We start from the raw sequence: 18,647 nt of genomic DNA on the forward strand, positions 1-18,647 counted from the left end.
GTGTCCAATCCTGTTAGGGGGCTTTAGAGTTAATGGAGAGGTGCGCGGCATTAAAGGAGAATTAGAAAGTATTAACGAACAAATAGAGGGTATCAACGGACAAATAGAAGTTCTCAATGGAGAGGTGCATGGGATTAAAGGAGAAATACAAAGTATCAACGGACAAATACAAGGTATCAACGGACAAATACAAGGACTCAATGGAGAGGTGCATGGGATTAAAGGAGAATTAGAAGGTATTAACGGACAAATCGAGGGTATCAACGGACAAATAGAAGGTCTCAATGGAGAAGTGCATGGGATTAATGGGGAACTAAAGACGATAAGAACAACGATGGCTACCAAGAGTGATATTCAAGAGTTGAAAGCTTCCATTGAGTCTAAGCATCTGGAAAACATAAATTGTGATAACCTTATCCTTAGAGAAGTCCGTGGCCTCAAAGAAAGCGTTCATTATATAAATAGGAGAGTTGCTGACACAGAGCTTGATATTCATTTAATAAAGAAATCAACGCAATAGCTTATTTACCCTCGTTTTTTTCCTCTCTCAAGAAAAGAAATCCAATACGTCTCATGAGAACCAAAAATAGCCGGATAAATTTCCGTTATTTCACTTTTGGGTTGAGAAAGAGTCAAAATAAGCGGATTTTTTCCTGTTATCTAGCTTAAAAAGGCAATTTGAGAATGAATTTTAATCAATTAGCGGAAATTTTCCTCTTAATAGGATCAAAAATGTTAAATTTTAGTGAATAACGGAATTTTCTCCTGCTATATTCCAGTCCAAAAGCGTAATTTTGTAAAGAAGCAGCTTCTTGCTTTAGTAACGCAAGTGAAGGTGAGCTTAAGGCTGTACTTCTCCACTATTAGTAATTACTGGTCCCAGACTACCATCAACACCTTATTTACTGCAACTACAACTCCATAGACGATCGCCCAGTTTGGTTTTTCCAAAAACCATAATAGCAAGCCGGGCAGTCCAAAGACTATAAATTCAAGTAAGTAGTGGAGTCCACCGGTCAGGGGGTAAATAGCTTTGGGAGAGCCGAATATTCCCCACAATATAGCAATTCCAAGAGGAGCGCTTGCGCCTAACAAAAGTTTCGTAACCCCAGTGCTACCCATCTGATAGGCCCAATAGCCAAAGATCCATAGGGCGACAAGCTCTAATGTAAATCGAACTCCTAGATTGATCATTTGTAATATTAGCATCTTTCTTTCCTTCTTTTCGTTTCGTTAGTCAACTAATAACATGGAGTGGAAAAGAATGCAAGAATAAATATAAGACATAACATAAAATTGTTCGGAGGGATGTCAAATGAGTCACGATAAAAATTTGAAATCAGAAAAGGGTATGGAGATGTTGAAGGAAGTACGGCAAATTTGCGGAGAGTTTCCTGAGGTGGAGGAAATCATAGACGGTTTCGGTCACACTACCTTCAAAGTCAGGCAGAAATCGTTTGTGATGATGGGGGAAAATGAAGAGGGGGTAGTCGGCCTATCTTTTAAGTCGGATCGGGAAACTCAAGAGCTTCTTCTACAGCAAGCGAGATATGTCAAAACACCGTATATCGGTCACCACGGTTGGGTGTCGATTAAGTCTGAAGAACCTATAGATTGGGATGAACTCACTGGCTTAATCAAAGAGGCGTATCTTAAAGCAGCACCGAAAAGACTGGCGAAGGAACTTTTAAAGCAAGGATCGTAACAGCCATAAGAAAAAACGGCAAAGCACAGGCTTCTGCCGTTTTTATTTTAATCTTTAAGCTCTCGCCCTGCCGAACGAATCAGACCTAGGATGAGAAGCATAGCCAAGAACAGGGCGACCACAAAAAGGATCATAAGCTGGACCCAAGCTGGATCTAGATTAAGCGCAAAAGGAGTATAGACGAGCAAGACCGAGGTGGCTATAAAGTAAAACTTCCAACGGAATTGGGCTTTTTCTTGCAGCTCTTCGTTTCCTCTATCTTTCGCCACTTCGTAGATTCCCTGAATTATCCAATAGAGAAGGAAGAGTTCAGTTAAAATAATGGCTTGCCCAATAACTAACCATCCTAACTCTTGTGTGGAAAAGGAGTATTCCAAGAGATTCGCCTGTGTAAACGGTAGTAGGTTGGTTAAGGACAAGAAAATTAGGGCTAGGGCAAAGGGTTTCGCCTTTGAAAAATTTAGGTGCTGTGATGCTAAAATCCCTAAAGCACGGAAAACGAGAATGTAACCCACAAAGTCAGGTAGAATATCAAAGAATTGAATTCGTAAATCAAGAAGGATCAGCAAGAATCCTTGAAAAAGCCGTTGATAGGCAGTAGTGTACATACTATTTTGCCCTCCTCTCACGAAGGATGGCTCGAATATCCGCGGTACTCCAATTCGGAGTATAATTGATAAACATTAAGCCCTCTTTTATCTGCCCATCAGGGGTTTGGACCTCTAATTCTGACATACTCGAATAGATATTTTGGGCTCTTGGGTCATCCTGAGGGAAGTGAAAGGCATATTTCACTTCGAGATATGGCTTGAAATCTAAATTGTGAGACGGAGAAGCAACCTCGACATGCTGACCGTTTACTTGAAAAGACAAGTACTTGGCATCTAGTTGTGGTGGCAAGTGCTTCAGTCCGATGAATTTAAGTTCTTCTTTTTGTCTATAATGGGAAAACCCTGTGTTGTCTGATGAACTTCCACTGGATTGGCTGTGGATGTAAGCAGGGTCCTCGTTTGTTTTGCGAATCAGGATTTCCCCAATATCGACTAGTTTACGAGATCCATTTGTGAATTCTACTTCAATTTCCCTGATCTGCATGTCATCTTTAAGAGATTCCAGTGCGACTTCATCCCATTCGAAGCGTGCGTTTTTCAGCTTATGGTATTGTGAATGGTTATTGTCGTGTTCCCATGTAGGGTATAGATCAATTTCGCTATCTGGTAGATGCAACCGATATATGCCTACATCTTCTCGTTGATTGACCAGGTAATATAACTCAAAATTGAGCTGATTTCCCAAGGTTACGATATTATAATAATGCTTCATAAATAAAGGCTCATCGAGTTGATGTCGTTGATAGTAAGTCATATTGCCAACCCACAATAAAACAAGAGCTAACAGACTTAGCCCTATTTTTATGCGACTCATGTTTGCATCCCTCGCTTTCTTTAAGATTAGACGTGGAAGGGTCCATATATATTTCATCATGGTTACTTTAATGCGTTTAGTAACTTGAAATTGACAAGGAAAAACCTCAAAATATACTTAATATAAATGGTGGAGGGATGCTTAGAATGGAAATTGGGATTAGTACATTTGTTGAGACGACTCCGGATGTTGATACGGGAGAGGTTATTAGCCATGCACAGCGTTTGCGTGAGGTGGTTGAGGAGATTATCCTCGCTGATCAAGTAGGGTTGGATGTTTTTGGTGTGGGCGAGCATCACCGGGAGGATTTTGCCGCGTCATCTCCTGCTATTGTGCTGGCAGCAGCAGCACCACAAACGAAACGAATTCGGTTGACGAGTGCCGTAACCGTACTTTCCTCTGCTGATCCGGTACGCGTGTTTCAAGATTTTGCGACCTTGGATGGCATTTCAAATGGTCGGGCTGAGATTATGGCGGGTCGTGGTTCTTTTATCGAGTCTTTTCCTCTGTTTGGTTATGATTTGAACGATTACGATGAGCTTTTCGAGGAAAAGCTGGAGTTGTTATTGAAGATCCGTGAGTCAGAAAAAGTGACCTGGAAAGGGGGGCATCGGCCAGCTATTCAAAATCGAGGAGTATACCCACGCCCGATCCAGAATCCTTTACCCGTGTGGATTGGCAGCGGTGGCAATGCAGAATCGGTAATACGGGCTGGTTTGTTAGGACTGCCGCTTGTTCTTGCTATTATTGGTGGAAGTCCATTGCAATTTGCTCCGTTGGTTGAACTGTATAAGAAGGCAGCGGCCCAGGCTGGTCATGACCCTGCGAAGTTACCTGTTGCGTCCCATTCTCACGGCTTTATTGCAGAGGATACACAGGCGGCGGCCGATAAATTTTTCCCTTCTACGCAATATGTCATGAACGTGATAGGACGGGAACGAGGATGGGGACCTTATACCCGTAGAAGTTACGATGCGGCTCGAAGATTTGAAGGGGCCTTGTACGTTGGGGATCCAGAGACAGTAGCTGAGAAGATCATTCACCTACGAAAGCAGGTTGGAATCACTCGCTTTATGCTTCACGTACCTGTGGGGTCGATGCCACATGGGGACGTGATGAGAGCTATTGAGTTGTTGGGAAAGGAAGTGGCACCACGAGTGCGGGATGAAATCGCGAGATGGGAAGCAGAAGAGGGGCTGTAAGGGGAAATAAAAGAGGCTTGACCCCAAAAGAGTCAGCATCAAGATAAGTCTATTACAGTCAGTCCCTCCGACTTATGGCTTAAACTTCTACCTTTGGGGATCGGATGTTAAGTAGTCTTTCACAAGTGTTCATGTTTTACCTGTAAGGAGAGACCGACGGTGATAGCCTTATCTATTTACTTATTTATATCTGTACCTTAATTATAGGGGATGGAAGAGTAAAACGCTGTGGATAATTTGTGAATTTTTTCACGTGACAAAAGAAGAATGAATGTGGCTTGTTTTTTTGCATATGATGAGTATTAGTTGTTATGTCCTGAAAAAATTCTAAAATCGATGCTAATGAATTACACAATAGGATAGGAGTGGATGAGATGTCCATGGTTAAAGTAGAGGAAATTGAGGAGCTGCTGCAAGAGATTGAAATGTTGCGCATGCAGCTAAATCGACTGACCTTGTCTAAAGGGATCTTAGATTCAGAAGTCATTCAAGTAAGTCAAAAGCTTGATGAGCTATTGAATCGCTATGATTCTTATAGACGAGTCCCTTTTTTTTCATGGATGTCCTTTGTCGGAGTAAAGAAAGCAGAGTGGAGAATAACCTGATTATAGGAGTCTTCTCGTTACTACCTATAAAATACGTATCCTCCATTCTCCCACCTATGGTTGGGAACTGAAAAGGGGGATTTTTTAATTTTATCCATCTTTATTAAAAAGCGGACATCAGTTCATATGTCCATTCATAAAAAAAGAAGCCGACCTTTCGCGGCTTCTTAATGGATGAGTCTATTACAGTCAGTCCCTCCGGTCTCTTAAATTTCCTTAAGCTTTTACACCAGATGCTCTTGTGAGAAATATTGTCTTTACGCCTGCCTTCAAATCGTGTAACTCTGTCAAATCCTTCGTTGGATACTACTACATGCATTGATCCAGTGATTCAGATGTTGATCCGTGCTTAAATCTCTTTGGAGAGACCGACCATGATAGCCTCATCTATTTGTTATTCATTTCTTTCTGTACTCTTATTATAGCCGATCGTAGTCGAATAAGCTGTGGATAGTTTGTGAACTTTTTCACTTAACCAACAGAAGTAAGTGTTATGGTGATCAGAGTAGTCGATGATCGTATTCAGGTGAAGCGACTCTCATTCAGGCTAGAATGGGGGTCTTTTTCTATTTAGGTTCTTCATTCTCCAGTGCACGGCTCGCAGATAATGCTTAATGGTATGTACAGGAAAAACCAAAATATAGTAATATGAATGAATCCCATTTATAAAGACAGTTTAAACCTAAAGAAGGATCATTTGCTTGAGAGTCGACCCAAGAGAATTGGCTGTTCGTTATCTGCCCTATATAGTAAGTTCTGCTGAAGAGAATGATGCACAAGCTTTTATCGGATAGAACTTACTATAACACTATTGTAATGCGAAGATGTGATGGATAGGAGTTAATGGAATGCAAGGAATACTATTTTCTTTAATGGCGGGTGTGTTTATTTGTTTGCAAAGTGTGTTTAATGCCAATGCAAGTATGAAAATTGGTTTATGGCAAACCAATGTGATCGTTCATGGATTAGGATTTATTGTATCTCTCTTGATTTTCATGATCATAAGGGATGGAAGTCTAAGTCAACTGCAAGATGTGAACAAGCTTTATCTTTTAGGCGGGGCGTTTGGTGTCTTGATTATCTTTAGTGTGATGAAAGGCATTACTTTTTTGGGTGCTGCTTATGCTGTCGCCATCATTCTCATTTCACAATTGCTGCTAGCCTTCTTTATCGATTCCTTTGGCTGGTTTGGAGTAGAGAAAATGCCATTAACAACAAATAAAATCATGGGTATTGTCATTATGATCGTTGGTATTTTGGTGTTTCAGTATAAGTAGAATGAAAGGTTGGGGTGTATTTGAATACCATACAGGTTTATCACTATGATGCGTTCACTACGCTGCCTCACAAAGGAAATCCGGCGGGAGTCGTGCTGAATGCTGAACATCTAACGGAAGAAGAGATGCAGTCCATAGCAGAAAAAGTGGGATTTAATGAAACGGCTTTTGCCCTTCCATCGGAACAAGCGGATGTAAGAATTCGCTTCTTCTCTCCGGGTACAGAGATGGACCTTTGCGGTCACGCAACCGTTGCCACGATGTATGCTTTGAAGTCTAGAGGTTTGTTAAGGGATCAAACGGAATTTACGATTGAAACGAAAGCAGGGATCTTATCCATTAAGACGAGTTCAAACGAGGACGGACTTTACATTACGATGAGACAAGCAGCTCCTCAGTTTTTAGAGTTTCAAGGCTCTTTAAAGCAATTAGCTTTTTCAATGGGGATCAAAGAAGAAGATCTCGACACCAGCCTACCCATTATGTATGGAAGTACAGGGGTTTGGACGCTCCTAGTTCCAATCAACAGTCTTGCGGTCTGTCAACGAATGAAACCCAATAACCCGCTTTTTCCTGACATTCTCAAGGAAATGCCGAGAGCATCCGTCCATCCTTTTTGTCTAGAGACTTATGATAACCTTGCCCAGATGCATGGTCGTCATTTTTCATCTCCGTTTTCCGGAACAATCGAGGATCCGGTCACGGGTACGGCATCAGGTGTGATGGGCGCCTATTACGCCAGATATATAGCAAAGGAGCCCGATGCTTCCTTTGAACTCTTGATTGAGCAGGGACAGGAGATGGGGAAGGATGGTAAAGTGCTTGTCACGGTGAATGAGGGTAACATCGTGGAGATTACAGGGAGTGCCGTTTTGGTTCGTGATTTTGAGGTTTTGATCTAGCGTTGAGGGTGCCAACCGGGGAGGTTGAGCCCTGAAAATGGTTCGAGTAAGATTTGAGGGTGTCAACCGAGGGTTTTGAGGACCTGAAAATGGCTCGAGTGAGATTTGAGGGTGCCAACCGAGGGTTTTGGAGCCCTGAAAATAGCTCAAGTGAGATTTGAGGGTGTCAATCGAGGGTTTTGAGGACCTGATATTGGCCCGACTAAGATCCCGGGGTACCACCCGGGATCTTTGCCGACCTCAATACTGGTCCGACTGCTATTTTACGCTGCTTCTTTAATCGGTATTGGTTTTTGTTGTTGGATTAAGAAGCAAAAAACTCCGATTAGAACGAGAAGGCCTCCGGCAATCTGCCAACCAACAAGCAGCTCACCTAAAAGAATCGCGGCTAAGGCTGTCGCTCCGACGGGTTCACCTAAAATACTCATAGAGATGGTCGTTGTATTGACATAGTTTAACAGCCAGTTGTTAATGACATGTGAAATGGTAGGAACGATTGCCAATAGGAGAAAGATCCCCCACTCCTTTGCCTCATATCCGCCAAAAGCAACTCCTGTACCTAAGTTGTAAGCAGATAACATAATGGAAGCAAAGAAAAATACGCAGAAGGTATAAATCCAGTGCGATACTTTTCTGACGGTGCTTTGTCCGATTAACAAGTAGCCCACCACCGCAATGACACTTAGGAAGGAAAGAATATCACCCAGTATGGCTTCCTTGCTTAATCCAAAATCTCCCCAGCCCACCATAATGGCTCCAATCACGGCAATGCCCATTGTCATCAGAGATGAAATGTTGGTTCTTTCTTTATATAATATAAAACCGCCGACTAACGCCACAATAGGTTGCAAAGCTAAGATAATGGTTGAGCTTGCTACGGTGGTTAACTTCAGAGAGCCGAACCAAAGGGCAAAGTGTAAAGCCAAGAACAAACCAGAAAGAGCTAACAAGCCCCAATCTTTTTTAGTTAATTTTTTAAACTCCTCCCGTTTGATCCAAACGATGGGGGTTAAGAGGAGAGAGGCAAGCCACATGCGGTACATACTTAAAATAGTGGCTGGTGCATCTGACCATTTAACGAAAATGGCCGCGAACGATATTGCGATAATAGAGATGAGTAATGGCAAGCCAATCGATCTCGAAGATTCTTCCTGTTTCATTTTCTTACTCCTATCTTTCTTCTATATTCGGTTGTCAGTTTGAATTTTTTCATTATAGCTTAATTCTAATATATTCGTCCATTCTTAATCTTTAAGCTCATTCGTTTGTTGAGAATGGAGTCTTGGCGGGAGTGGTTGCCGAGTTATACACTCTATGTCTCCGTCAATTAGCGCGGTAAAAGGTTGAACGTTGTCCATGGAGTTAATAATTTGTTAATAGTTTATTTAGATAGTTTCAATAGCCGCCTACTATAATGAAAAACAAGGAAGAAACGTTTCCTCCAATATCTGATGAAGGAGAAAAAGATAATGAAACTTAGTAAGAAGAAAATGACCGTGTTATCCTTTGCACTTGGGGCAAGTGTATTTGTTTCCACAGCGTTTGCTGATATGATGCTAGGCTCTGGATATGACCGATTAAAGGATTCAGCGAAAACGACCGCTGCTCAGATGGAGAAGGGATTGAACAACTATACGATCGAGGCGTTGTTTACGCTAAAAGATAATGATCACACCTTGATGCAGGCGTCCACGTTTAATAAAATGGACACCCAAAAGCAGGCATCGGAAAATTCGACGGTAACCCAATATGCTAATGGCGAGAGTACAAGTAATTACTCCTATTCTGATAAACAGGTTAGCATCTGGAAGAGTGGGATAGAAAACAAATATTATGTGACGGAGTTCCCTGAGGATATGGATAGGGAAAATTGGAGCAAATTCAGCAATCCTTTTAACGAGAAGGGGGCACCGGAGATTGAGAAGATCGTGGATGCCTTGGTTGGCAATTTGAAGGACTATGTGCAAGCGGAAGACAGACCTGAGGGGGGAAGAATTTATTCAGGGAGTCTGAGTGCAACGCAAGTCCCTGCTATCGTGAATGCTGTCTCTTCATTTGGAGTAAAGCAAATGATGAGAGACCAAGCCCACATGGAAGGGAAAATGGAGTTTGCTGAAATTGAGAGCGATATTCACGTAAAGAAGGTTACGGGAACCGCGATTGAAAATAAAGAAGGATTCCTGGAAAATGTCACAGGAGATATCATGCTGTCAGGAGTGGATAAGAACGGTGTTCAGCATGATCTTACGCTGAATGTGGTCTTCAAGCTTTCCGATGTGGGCACTACAAAGATCACCAAGCCTGATCTCGATGGAGCAAACGTGGAGAAAGTTAGTCATTTTGGCGGATTAACTAGTAAACATGTGGGGACATACAAAAATGACATTGTTGTAGAGAAAGATGGTAAGTTTGTTAAGATTGGTGAAAGAGTGATTGAGATTACAAGCGTAGATGGCGGTAAAGTATCAGGTGCGTATTCCGAAAATGTAAAGCCAGGGTTTGAAACAGATCATCCTGATTCGTACCAATTTAAGTTTGAGTATAAGCAGAACGACTACAATCCGAAGTTTACGTATACGAATCCTAAAGGGGAGCAGGAAACCGGTTCGATTCATCTAAGCAACCCTGGTAAGCTCTATCTTGACCTTCAAATAGAAATGATCGATAAGGATTCCTGGAGATCCAATACCCGTCCGAATTTTGACCAACAATTTAATCGCGTATTTGAAGAATAAAACATGAGGGTGTGCCCTCAAGTCTATTGGCTTGAGGGTTCAACCACGTCATTTTAGCTAGGGGATGAATGTGTTGAAGAATAAAGCGATAGAAATTACGGGCTTAACCAAGATATATAAAAACGGCCGTGGGATCAGTAATTTGAACCTTGAAGTGGATCAAGGGGATGTCTTTGGTTTCTTGGGACCGAATGGGGCTGGAAAGACAACGGCCATGAAAATGATGGCTGGACTAATTAAGCCGGACAGTGGGGATGTTAAGTTTTTTGGTGCAAGTATATTTGAGACTTACGTTCAGGCGATGAAGGATGTAGGCTGTATTATTGAGACAGCGGAATCTTATCCCTATCTAACGGCGAGTGATAATTTAAAGCTATTCGCAAGATTTTACCCTGGGGTGGACCAGAAGCGAATTGATGAATGCCTGGAAATCACTGGTTTAATTAAATTTAAAAACGAAAAATCAGAGAAGTTTTCGCTTGGGATGAAACAAAGGTTGGGAGTTGCGGCAGCCATTCTGTCCAAGCCTAAGCTGTTGATTCTTGATGAACCATTGAATGGACTCGATGTCGAGGGCATGTTGGATATGCGAAAACTGATTAAGCGACTGGCTGAGGAAGAAGGAACGACGTTTTTTATTTCCAGCCACTTGATTCATGATGTGGAGCTTACTTGTAACCGAATTGGTGTGGTCTATGGCGGCAAGCTGGTCAATGTAGAGTATACCCGAAATATTCTTTCCGATTACGCTTCACTAGAAAACTATTTTGTCAGTGAGGTGGATCGAAATGGTAGGGTTTAAACCAGCGTTTATTAATGAAATTGTAAAGTTGTTGAAAAAGAAAAAAATTGTGGCAGCTGCCATACTCTCTATTCTTGCCGTCTTAATCGGTCAAGTCGCTGTGACGGCGATTAAGCATGGCCTGGGTCTGCGCGTAGTAGGTAGTACGGAATTTCCTTTAGTGGTCTTATCGATCTTTATTTATACGATCTTGCCTTTGTTTGCCACCTTCGTCGCGATCGATATGTTTAACGGAGAATTCTCCTCCAATACCATGAAAATCACACTAACAAGACCGGTTTCTAGGCTTGGAGTATATAGTGCCAAGGTAGCGACCTTAGCCTTGTTTATCCTTGCGAATCTGATGTTTGTCATGATTCTATCGATCCTGGCGGGGTTATTGTTTAATCCTTCTTCTGCCAGTTTGATCGGAATCATCCGAGTAGTTTTAGCTTACTCTGCCACGTTTTTACCGGTGTTCGTGTTTGCTTTACTTGTGGTCTTGCTGTCTAATCTCATAAGGGGAGGACTGGCTGTATTTTTCCTCTCGATTATTGTTTTTATCGGGTTTAAGTTCCTGGGTATTGTTTTTTCAACTTACTCGAGCTTCTTTATCACCACTATGTTTGACTGGTATACCCTTTGGATATCCGAAACGATGAATGGATATAAAATATTTCGCCAGATCTTAATTATGGCAGGAAGTGGTATAATGTTCTTTACGGCGGGATATTATTTGTTTGACCGCAAGGATATATAGAAAGGTAATTTCAATGCAATTAACCAAACGCTTTTTTCTTATGAATGCCATGGCCGTGATGGTTTCTATTGCTTTAACTGTTCTCGCTGTTATCCTCTTTGTTGCTGCCTATACGAGGATCATTGGCCCGGAAGCGGATATGAATGATTTGAAAAGAATCTTTGAGGTGAGGTCAGGGCTCGGTGAAATCAAAAGGGCAGCGATCTCCATGGAGTTCGAACAGTTGCTTGATCAACAGTATCAACAAGAGTTATCTAATCAGGTGAAGGCCATCGGGGCAGATGCGGTGATATTAAAGAACAGAGAGGTTCTGTACTCCACGAGGAAGTTTAAAGAAATTGATATCGAAAAGAGCTTGATGTTGTCGGATCGGGCACCGGATCAGGATACGATAGAGCTCGATGGCAGAACCTTTATGTTTTCAAGGGCAGACTATCGGCTCCATACGGGAGATAAGGGCGTCTTTCTGTTGCTTGCGCCTGTCCAACTGAAGGCAAATTTCTATCTGTTCTTAGGGGTTTTTACGATTAGCTTTTTTATTCTTTCCTTTTTGATCTCTAATTTTTGGGTATCGTACCGCTTCTCACGGGGGATCATTGCGCCTGTTTCTAGGCTTAAGGATGCCGCGGTAAAAATTAGTGAAGGGGATTTAAGTGGAGGGATTACAGAGGAAGGCGAAGGAGAGGTCAAGGAACTCTGCCGGACGCTGGAATTGATGCGGATAAAGTTGAAGGAATCCATTTATCTGCAGCAAAAATACGACGAGAATCGAACGTTCTTGATCTCAAGTATCTCCCACGACTTGAAGACTCCTGTGACATCGATCAAAGGATACATTGAAGGGATTATCGACGGGGTGGCGCACACACCCGAAAAAAGGCAAGCCTACTTAGAAACAGCCCGATCCAAGGCGATACTGGTGAACGCCATGATTGACGATCTTCTGTTGTACTCAAAACTCGATCTGGGTCAGATTCCTTACCATTTTGAGAGAACCGATCTAGCTCAATATTTTGAGGATTGTGCTGAGGACTATCATTATGAATACGAAAAAGCCAACATGAAACTGACCTTAATCAACGAACTGAAGGAACCTGTCATGGTTTCTATTGATAGAGAACGGTTGAAACGGGTCGTTCAAAATATCTTAGACAATGCTAAAAAGTTCATGGAAAAAGCGGACGGACGGGTGGATATCCTCTTAAGGGAAACCCGAACATCAGCGATTATAGAAATTCGAGACAATGGAAGAGGCATACCGGAGGAGGATCTCCCCCATATTTTCGATCGATTCTACCGTGCCGATCCATCGAGAAAGAGTGCCGACGGCAGCGGGCTCGGCCTTGCAATTGCGAAACAAATTGTGGAAGGTCACGAAGGGAAGATTTGGGTTGCGAGTACGGTCGGAGTTGGAACCCGCATGATGATTTCTCTGAAAAAGTATGAGTAGGGTTGTGGAGGCTAGGATGAAAAGCATATTGATTGTAGAGGACGATCACAGTATTGCAGATCTTCAAAAGGATTATCTAGAACTGAGCGGCTTTTCCGTAAGAATTGTGCATAGTGGAACTGACGGCTTGAAGGCCCTCGAGAAAGAAACGTTCCATCTTATTATTCTAGATATCATGCTGCCGGGAATGGATGGATTCGAGCTATTGAAGATCATCCGGGAAAAAGAAGATATTCCCGTGCTTCTTGTTTCCGCAAGAGCGGAAGAAATCTATAAAATTAAAGGTCTTGGTCTAGGTGCAGACGATTATATTACGAAGCCTTTCAGCTCGGGCGAGTTGGTGGCCCGGGTTCAAGCTCACCTCAACAAGTTCGAGAGGATGAAAGAGAGGTTCGGGAAGGGGGACGATGGGAGTAAGATCGTAGTTAGAGGGCTAGAGGTGCAAAAAGAGGCCAGACGAGTCTTCATAGATGGAAAAGAGGTGACGATGGCTCACAAGGAATTCGACCTGCTTTTGTTCCTCTTGCAAAACGCAAACCGGGTATTCAGCAAAGATGAGCTGTTTGAGAGGATATGGGGGATGGATGCGCTTGGTGACGCCTCTACGGTTACGGTCCATATCGCTCGAATCCGAGAGAAAATCGAAGAAAATCCGTCCAAGCCTCAATATATCGGTACGGTGTGGGGCTCTGGGTATAGGTTTATCGTGTGAGGTAGGCAGCGAGAGGATATCGCTGCCTGTTTGGCGTTAGGCTCACAAAGATATAAAATCATTATAACAACAAACAATAATTATTAAAAGTTGGGGGTGACAGAGATTGGGATTGTGATTGTGGAAGTGTGCAATGCAAACTTCATTACCGCTTTCGATTTAGAGGAATTGGAACAAGAGTTCCCAGAGGCATCGGTCATTCGAATGGAATGTCTTAATCTTTGCGGCTTATGCAGTCGAAGTCCGTATGCCTTAGTCAATGGGAAAAGAGTCTTCGCCAAAACAATAGAAGAGTGTGTTAAATTAATCAAAGAAAGAATAAAAGAGGAGTTAGCTGAATTTTAAAATACATACCATCAAAGAAGCCGCTTTAGGGTGGCTTTTCCTTTTATATTCATGAATTCCATTGTAAAAAAGAGGAAGTCTAGTATAAAATAATCTAGTGAATTTAGATAGAAAAAGGGTGTGTAGATATGTCCCAAGCCGTCCAATGGCGTGCGGAATGTGAAAATTGTTTTGGATTATGTTGTGTCGCTTTACCCTATGCGAAGTCAGCTGACTTTGCCATTGAAAAAGACGGGGGCACTCCCTGTAGAAACTTACAATTGGACTATCGCTGTGGGATTCATAAAGATTTGCGAAATAAGGGGTTTAAAGGTTGTACAGTATATGAATGCTTCGGCGCAGGTCAAAAGGTTTCCCAAGTCACTTACGGGGGGAAGGATTGGCGAGAGCAACCCGCTCAAGCGAAGGAGATGTATCAAGTGTTTCCGATTATGCAACAACTTCACGAGATGCTTCACTATCTACAGGAAGCATTGACATATAAAGAAGCCGAGTCGATTCATGATGAACTAAGGCAAGTGTTTGAGGAGACGGAACAGCTCACCAAGCTAAGTCCAGAAAAAATTTTGAAGTTAGATCTATCCCGTCATCGTGCTGTGGTTAGTCCACTGCTTCTCCAAACGAGTGAATTCGTACGAGTAAAGGTCAATCCGGGAAAGATCAAAAAGGGGAGCGACTTCATCGGTGCGAAATTAAGAGGGGCTAACCTTAGAGGTCTCAGCTTTAGAGGAGCTTTGCTTATTGCGGCTGACTTGCGCGATGCTGACTTGAGAATGACGGACTTTATTGGGGCAGACCTAAGAGATGCCGATTTAAGTGGAGCCAATTTAATAGGAAGCGTATTTTTAACCCAAGCCCAAGTGAACGCGGCAAATGGGAATAAGCATACAAAATTGCCAACAAATTTAACCCTTCCTGATCATTGGAGAACATAAAAAGGGGAAATCACAAAAAGCCGATTCCTAATTATAGGACGGCTCTTTCATTTAAATGGCTTTACTTCTTTTTGTTTTCTTCCTAGGTAAAACAAAGCGAGTGTGAACGACCGGAGTCTGTTGGTCTTTATAACATGGAATGCATAACCCTTCTTTTTCTGTGATTTCATAATAACTTAATTTCGTTTGACAATCTTTGCATCGGGATTCGGTAAGGATAATTGACATGTTCGTACCTCCATCATAAAAATTGATCTATATAAAAGATTTTGAATTTATACTCCGAATAAAACTACTTTAAAGCCAACAAAGGAATAATAGTTAAAGAATAGTAGATTAAAGTAAGGAACAAGGTGATAAAAAGAGTGTTACCGAGAAGAATTAATCTATTTTCTTTATAAAACATGTGAATTTCTCCCTTCAAAATTCTCAACTTCCCAAAACGACAATAGCCCTGCCTCTCTATCGTCCTTACAGCTCCTAGACTGCTCCAGTTTGAATTGGTCGTGATGTCGGAATCGATTTGATAAGTTGATTATAGGGGGAAAATGATTAGCGTGATGTGATGTTTTACACAGTGTGAAATAAGATGTACGACAAGCACGTCTAACCTTATAAAGAGTAACAACAATCCTCGGAGGTTAGAAATGGATAGACACATGTTCCATCATCCATGCTATCAGTTAATTGGCGCAATGCATGATTCTAAATCAGAGTGGGAGACGGATCGATACCTGGTTGAGGGTAGAATGTTGCGTGTAGAAGAACGTAGGGATCACAAGGCACACTTTAATGCGATTGACCTTGGTGCAGGTGTACCTATGGAGTTATGGGAGGTTTTTCGAAGAGAGTGCTAGTGGCGTTGGCTTCGCAGAAGGACTGCCAGAAGTAGGCAGTCCGTACTTATATGTCTTTCCCACATTTTGGACAAAAGTTAAAATCAGCCTTTACTTTGGTACCGCAATAAGGACAAAACTCCCCTTCAACTCTCCGGACCGGTTCATGGTTAGTGGGAGATTCGGTGTTGGGCTTTGTTCTACCATGAAACCTCATGTTTAGTGGATCGGGCTCCTCATGGTGATCTGTGATATCCAAGAGGGACATTCTATTTTTAGATGTGGCATTTTTATAATGGAATACAGCATTGGCAATTCCGATCCCGATAAAAATGAGGCCGAACAAGGGGAAGATGGTTCCAACCAACGGAAACGGAGAATCCCGCGTAATACTGAAAGCGATGATCGTCCAAAGAACACCAAAAAGGACGGCCCCTACACTTCCCGCAGCCCCTAAGGCAGAAGGTCCTCGACCTGGTTTAATACTTTTCATCGTCAGTCCTCCTTTCTCCTTTTATTGTATAGACGTGTTTACCGTGGCTTTTGTTTCAAAAAAGTTGTAACTTTTCCTATCTTCCCATCGTCAAACCCTTATATAGAAAAAAAGGGGGATGAGGGGTTGGGTACGAGTGCGACGTGGAAACGAGCTTTAAGATTTACAGGAATTTATTTATTGTTTTGTATTGGTTTTGGACTACTCACGACGCTGCTGTTTGATTGGTTTTCGTCTTTAGCTACCTATAGAGACAGTACGTTTCTTGGGGCGGTATTGCTTTACTTTACAGTTATTGGATTGCTGTTTGTCTGGTTGGGGGTAAAGGACAGTCCAGCTACCAGCTCGAATTGGGTCCACCGGTCTCTTGTTATTCTGCCCGTAACTTTGATCGGATTCCTGATCTGGTATGTTTGCTATACGAAAGCTCAGAGTTCGGGTGCTCATTTTGGCGGGTTCTCATGGCTCTTGTATATGATCTACGTTTTGTGGGCGATGCCCGCGCTTGATTCATTAGAGGTCTACATTTCTTATCCAAACACGATGATGGTTATAGGGTTGCTGCCTACGTTTTTACCTGGATTGGGGTATATTCTTGGGCTTTCTTTAGGGGAAAAGATGCGGAACAAGGTGGGAAGGGTGATGATTGGGATTCCTCTTCTGCTTACCCTTGGGGTGATAGTGGTAAGTGTCGTGCCAAGATCTACGATGTTCACTCTAGAGACGATGCCGCGATTGGATGGGGCAACGGCCGCTATCCCTTTTGGAGAAATTCTTGTAAGGGAAACCACGGGAGTGAGAGTGAAGACGTCGAAGCAAAAAGTGTATTTTAATAAATCGCACGAAGCTTATGTGAACCTGATTCAAGGAAAAGCGGACATCATTTTCGTATCCGGTCCATCGGATCAAGAGTTGCAGCTCGCGCAAGAGTATGGAGTAGAGTTAAAGCTCACGCCGATTGGCAAGGATGCTTTTATATTTCTAGTTCACAAAAATAATCCCATTGAAAATCTCACGGTGGAGCAAATTCAGCAGATCTATTCGGGAAAATGGACGAACTGGTCTGAGTTAGGAGGGGCTGATGCGGACATTACTGCCTATCAGAGGAATGAAAATTCGGGGAGCCAGACATTTATGGAAAAAAAGGTGATGAAAAACATAACTATGGCTACGCCTCCTCAGTCGCAAATGATTAGTGCTATGGGTGGACTAATCACGACCGTGGCAGATTATAAAAACTCGAAAAGCTCGATAGGATACTCCTTTTACTACTTTGCCAATGAGATGAACCGAAATGAGAATGTGAAGTTTCTCTCCATCAATGGCATTCCAAGCAATAAGGAAAATATTATTTCGGATAAATATCCTTTTACTGCAACCGTCTATGCGGTAACAAGGGAAGGAGAACCTGAAGATAGTGCAGCTAATCAGATGCTGAATTGGATCTTAAGTGAAAAGGGGAAAAAGGCAATTGAAAGAGGGGGATTTGTTCCTTTTTAGGCGCTGGGTTTTCTTTCTTAATAGTTTTAGCTATGATTGGGATGCCAAGACACTTGCTGAGTTTGGCAAAAGGATAACGAATTGGAGTAGTGAAAGGGGCTTGTGGTTAAAAGAACTGACGATTGATTATTACGATGAAAGGTCTTTAGAAAGTGTTCGACTCCATCCTCATAATCTTCATTGAAGGGCTGCCGTTCAAGGCAGCCTCTTGTTTTTGGGCAGGTTCAATCGTCCTTATTTTTCACATGCTTATCATAGAGATTCGCTAACTCGTGTGTCTTCATGGACTCTAGTCGTTTACCGTTGATCAATCGAATGTTTTGTTCCTTTAGCTTCTGGACGTAGTAACCCTTAGTTCCAATGTGCATGCTTTCTCACCCTTTCACTAAGTTTTACGCTGACCTTTCTATGTCTATGAAAGGAGGGTTGAGAACATGACTTAGGACCAGGAGATTTGTAGATCACTACTACATAGACCGCTGGATTTTTCGTATAAATAAGGAGGGTGTCCATTTCGGAATCGGTTTTACCGACCTTCTGGGACACCCTTTCTCTTTTATTGCAGATTCTTGATTTCGTGGTCGATGATTTCCTTTTGTTTTTGCATGAGTGACATCGCCTGCTCACTTACTCGACTTAACTGTTGATATAACTCTAAGGAGGTTGAGCGATCTCCTTGATCTACTTCTGAGAGAATTTTTTCTACTAATTCCCTTCGATCGTGTCCTAAGCTACGTAATTCTTCTCCAATATTCTCTAAAGGATTCATGGGTCAAAAGCCTCCTATCATTCATTAATACTTAATAGGATGTTTGAATGCAAGGGGGATTATACGTAGATAAATAACCGGAGGATTTCCGACTATTTTTAATAATGGGGTTAAATAGGGTCAAATAGACGGACAAAGTTCCGTTATTCCTGTTTTTGGAACCGATTTTTAGGGTGGAACGTCCATTCTCTAAAGCCCCCTAACAGGATTGGACA

At 42.3% G+C, this 18,647-nt stretch carries 23 protein-coding genes; 15 read left to right on the top strand and 8 right to left on the bottom strand.

Features of this window, described 5'->3' with window-relative positions; genetic code table 11:
* Window positions 1–520: coiled-coil domain-containing protein (locus EIZ39_RS25290; RefSeq protein WP_205668644.1), on the top strand; the 520-nt coding region annotated here is incomplete at its 5' end.
* Window positions 521–870: 350 nt separating this feature from the next.
* Here EIZ39_RS25290 and EIZ39_RS25295 read toward each other — a convergent pair.
* Window positions 871–1,209 carry a YrdB family protein gene (locus EIZ39_RS25295; RefSeq protein WP_129204202.1) on the bottom strand — a complete coding sequence of 113 codons (339 nt, stop codon included), beginning with the start codon at window positions 1,207–1,209 and terminating at the stop codon, window positions 871–873.
* 106 nt (window positions 1,210–1,315) lie between these two features.
* Between EIZ39_RS25295 and EIZ39_RS25300 the strand changes: the two genes are divergently transcribed.
* On the top strand, window positions 1,316–1,705 hold the full coding sequence (locus tag EIZ39_RS25300; RefSeq protein WP_129204204.1) for an MmcQ/YjbR family DNA-binding protein: 390 nt from the start codon (window positions 1,316–1,318) through the stop codon (window positions 1,703–1,705).
* Between the two features lie 47 nt (window positions 1,706–1,752).
* On the opposite strand, the gene EIZ39_RS25305 is transcribed toward EIZ39_RS25300, so the two are convergent.
* Window positions 1,753–2,313 carry a hypothetical protein gene (locus EIZ39_RS25305; protein ID WP_129204206.1) on the bottom strand — a complete coding sequence of 187 codons (561 nt, stop codon included), beginning with the start codon at window positions 2,311–2,313 and terminating at the stop codon, window positions 1,753–1,755.
* 1 nt (window position 2,314) lies between these two features.
* Window positions 2,315–3,130, bottom strand: coding sequence for a hypothetical protein (locus EIZ39_RS25310; RefSeq protein ID WP_129204208.1), 816 nt, complete (start codon window positions 3,128–3,130; stop codon window positions 2,315–2,317).
* A gap of 146 nt (window positions 3,131–3,276) precedes the next feature.
* On the opposite strand from EIZ39_RS25310, the gene EIZ39_RS25315 reads away from it, so the two are divergent.
* The 4 genes from EIZ39_RS25315 to EIZ39_RS25330 all read left to right on the top strand — a co-directional run bounded on the left by EIZ39_RS25315 (window position 3,277) and on the right by EIZ39_RS25330 (window position 7,116).
* A complete protein-coding gene (locus EIZ39_RS25315) occupies window positions 3,277–4,332 on the top strand; it encodes an LLM class flavin-dependent oxidoreductase (protein ID WP_129204210.1) in 1,056 nt (351 codons plus the stop codon).
* 374 nt (window positions 4,333–4,706) lie between these two features.
* Window positions 4,707–4,937, top strand: a complete 231-nt coding sequence (locus EIZ39_RS25320; protein WP_240675944.1) for an aspartyl-phosphate phosphatase Spo0E family protein — start codon at window positions 4,707–4,709, stop codon at window positions 4,935–4,937.
* Between the two features lie 848 nt (window positions 4,938–5,785).
* Window positions 5,786–6,214, top strand: a complete 429-nt coding sequence (locus EIZ39_RS25325) for a DMT family transporter (protein ID WP_129204212.1) — start codon at window positions 5,786–5,788, stop codon at window positions 6,212–6,214.
* A gap of 20 nt (window positions 6,215–6,234) precedes the next feature.
* Window positions 6,235–7,116, top strand: a complete 882-nt coding sequence (locus EIZ39_RS25330) for a PhzF family phenazine biosynthesis protein (protein ID WP_129204214.1) — start codon at window positions 6,235–6,237, stop codon at window positions 7,114–7,116.
* Window positions 7,117–7,379: 263 nt separating this feature from the next.
* Here the strand turns inward: EIZ39_RS25330 and EIZ39_RS25335 are convergent, their stop codons facing one another.
* Complete coding sequence (locus EIZ39_RS25335) at window positions 7,380–8,276, bottom strand: DMT family transporter (RefSeq protein ID WP_129204216.1); 897 nt, start codon at window positions 8,274–8,276, stop codon at window positions 7,380–7,382.
* A gap of 309 nt (window positions 8,277–8,585) precedes the next feature.
* Here EIZ39_RS25335 and EIZ39_RS25340 point away from each other — a divergent pair, with 309 nt between their 5' ends.
* The 7 genes from EIZ39_RS25340 to EIZ39_RS25370 all read left to right on the top strand — a co-directional run bounded on the left by EIZ39_RS25340 (window position 8,586) and on the right by EIZ39_RS25370 (window position 14,834).
* On the top strand, window positions 8,586–9,851 hold the full coding sequence (locus tag EIZ39_RS25340; protein ID WP_129204218.1) for a hypothetical protein: 1,266 nt from the start codon (window positions 8,586–8,588) through the stop codon (window positions 9,849–9,851).
* Between the two features lie 70 nt (window positions 9,852–9,921).
* Complete coding sequence (locus tag EIZ39_RS25345) at window positions 9,922–10,653, top strand: ABC transporter ATP-binding protein (protein ID WP_240675945.1); 732 nt, start codon at window positions 9,922–9,924, stop codon at window positions 10,651–10,653.
* Window positions 10,640–11,392 carry an ABC transporter permease gene (locus EIZ39_RS25350; RefSeq protein WP_129204222.1) on the top strand — a complete coding sequence of 251 codons (753 nt, stop codon included), beginning with the start codon at window positions 10,640–10,642 and terminating at the stop codon, window positions 11,390–11,392. The genes EIZ39_RS25345 and EIZ39_RS25350 overlap by 14 nt, the downstream gene beginning before the upstream one ends.
* Before the next feature lie 13 nt (window positions 11,393–11,405).
* Window positions 11,406–12,842 (top strand): sensor histidine kinase, encoded by a 1,437-nt coding sequence (locus EIZ39_RS25355; RefSeq protein ID WP_129204224.1) that lies wholly within the window; start codon window positions 11,406–11,408, stop codon window positions 12,840–12,842.
* 16 nt (window positions 12,843–12,858) lie between these two features.
* Window positions 12,859–13,554, top strand: coding sequence for a response regulator transcription factor (locus EIZ39_RS25360; RefSeq protein ID WP_129204226.1), 696 nt, complete (start codon window positions 12,859–12,861; stop codon window positions 13,552–13,554).
* A gap of 105 nt (window positions 13,555–13,659) precedes the next feature.
* The gene (locus tag EIZ39_RS25365) at window positions 13,660–13,899 is read left to right on the top strand and encodes a YuzB family protein (protein WP_129204242.1); all 240 of its coding nucleotides are present in this window, start codon (window positions 13,660–13,662) and stop codon (window positions 13,897–13,899) included.
* A 128-nt stretch (window positions 13,900–14,027) separates the two neighbouring features.
* Window positions 14,028–14,834: a pentapeptide repeat-containing protein gene (locus EIZ39_RS25370; RefSeq protein ID WP_129204228.1), complete on the top strand. Its 807-nt coding sequence runs from the start codon at window positions 14,028–14,030 to the stop codon at window positions 14,832–14,834.
* Between the two features lie 51 nt (window positions 14,835–14,885).
* Here the strand turns inward: EIZ39_RS25370 and EIZ39_RS26995 are convergent, their stop codons facing one another.
* The gene (locus EIZ39_RS26995) at window positions 14,886–15,062 is read right to left on the bottom strand and encodes a hypothetical protein (protein WP_164985339.1); all 177 of its coding nucleotides are present in this window, start codon (window positions 15,060–15,062) and stop codon (window positions 14,886–14,888) included.
* A gap of 419 nt (window positions 15,063–15,481) precedes the next feature.
* Here EIZ39_RS26995 and EIZ39_RS25375 point away from each other — a divergent pair, with 419 nt between their 5' ends.
* On the top strand, window positions 15,482–15,691 hold the full coding sequence (locus EIZ39_RS25375; RefSeq protein ID WP_129204230.1) for a hypothetical protein: 210 nt from the start codon (window positions 15,482–15,484) through the stop codon (window positions 15,689–15,691).
* 46 nt (window positions 15,692–15,737) lie between these two features.
* Here EIZ39_RS25375 and EIZ39_RS25380 read toward each other — a convergent pair whose 3' ends face one another.
* Entirely contained in the window at window positions 15,738–16,163 is a 426-nt protein-coding gene (locus EIZ39_RS25380) for a zinc ribbon domain-containing protein (RefSeq protein ID WP_129204232.1), read from the bottom strand.
* Window positions 16,164–16,289: 126 nt separating this feature from the next.
* On the opposite strand from EIZ39_RS25380, the gene EIZ39_RS25385 reads away from it, so the two are divergent.
* A complete protein-coding gene (locus EIZ39_RS25385) occupies window positions 16,290–17,663 on the top strand; it encodes a PstS family phosphate ABC transporter substrate-binding protein (RefSeq protein WP_129204234.1) in 1,374 nt (457 codons plus the stop codon).
* 224 nt (window positions 17,664–17,887) lie between these two features.
* Here the strand turns inward: EIZ39_RS25385 and EIZ39_RS25390 are convergent, their stop codons facing one another.
* Together EIZ39_RS25390 and EIZ39_RS25395 are read right to left on the bottom strand one after the other, a co-directional pair.
* A complete protein-coding gene (locus EIZ39_RS25390) occupies window positions 17,888–18,031 on the bottom strand; it encodes a DUF2639 domain-containing protein (RefSeq protein WP_129204236.1) in 144 nt (47 codons plus the stop codon).
* 188 nt (window positions 18,032–18,219) lie between these two features.
* Complete coding sequence (locus EIZ39_RS25395; RefSeq protein ID WP_129204238.1) at window positions 18,220–18,432, bottom strand: hypothetical protein; 213 nt, start codon at window positions 18,430–18,432, stop codon at window positions 18,220–18,222.
* Window positions 18,433–18,647 lie beyond the last annotated feature (215 nt).

The sequence above is a fragment of the Ammoniphilus sp. CFH 90114 genome (assembly GCF_004123195.1).
GTDB lineage: Bacteria > Bacillota > Bacilli > Aneurinibacillales > RAOX-1 > YIM-78166.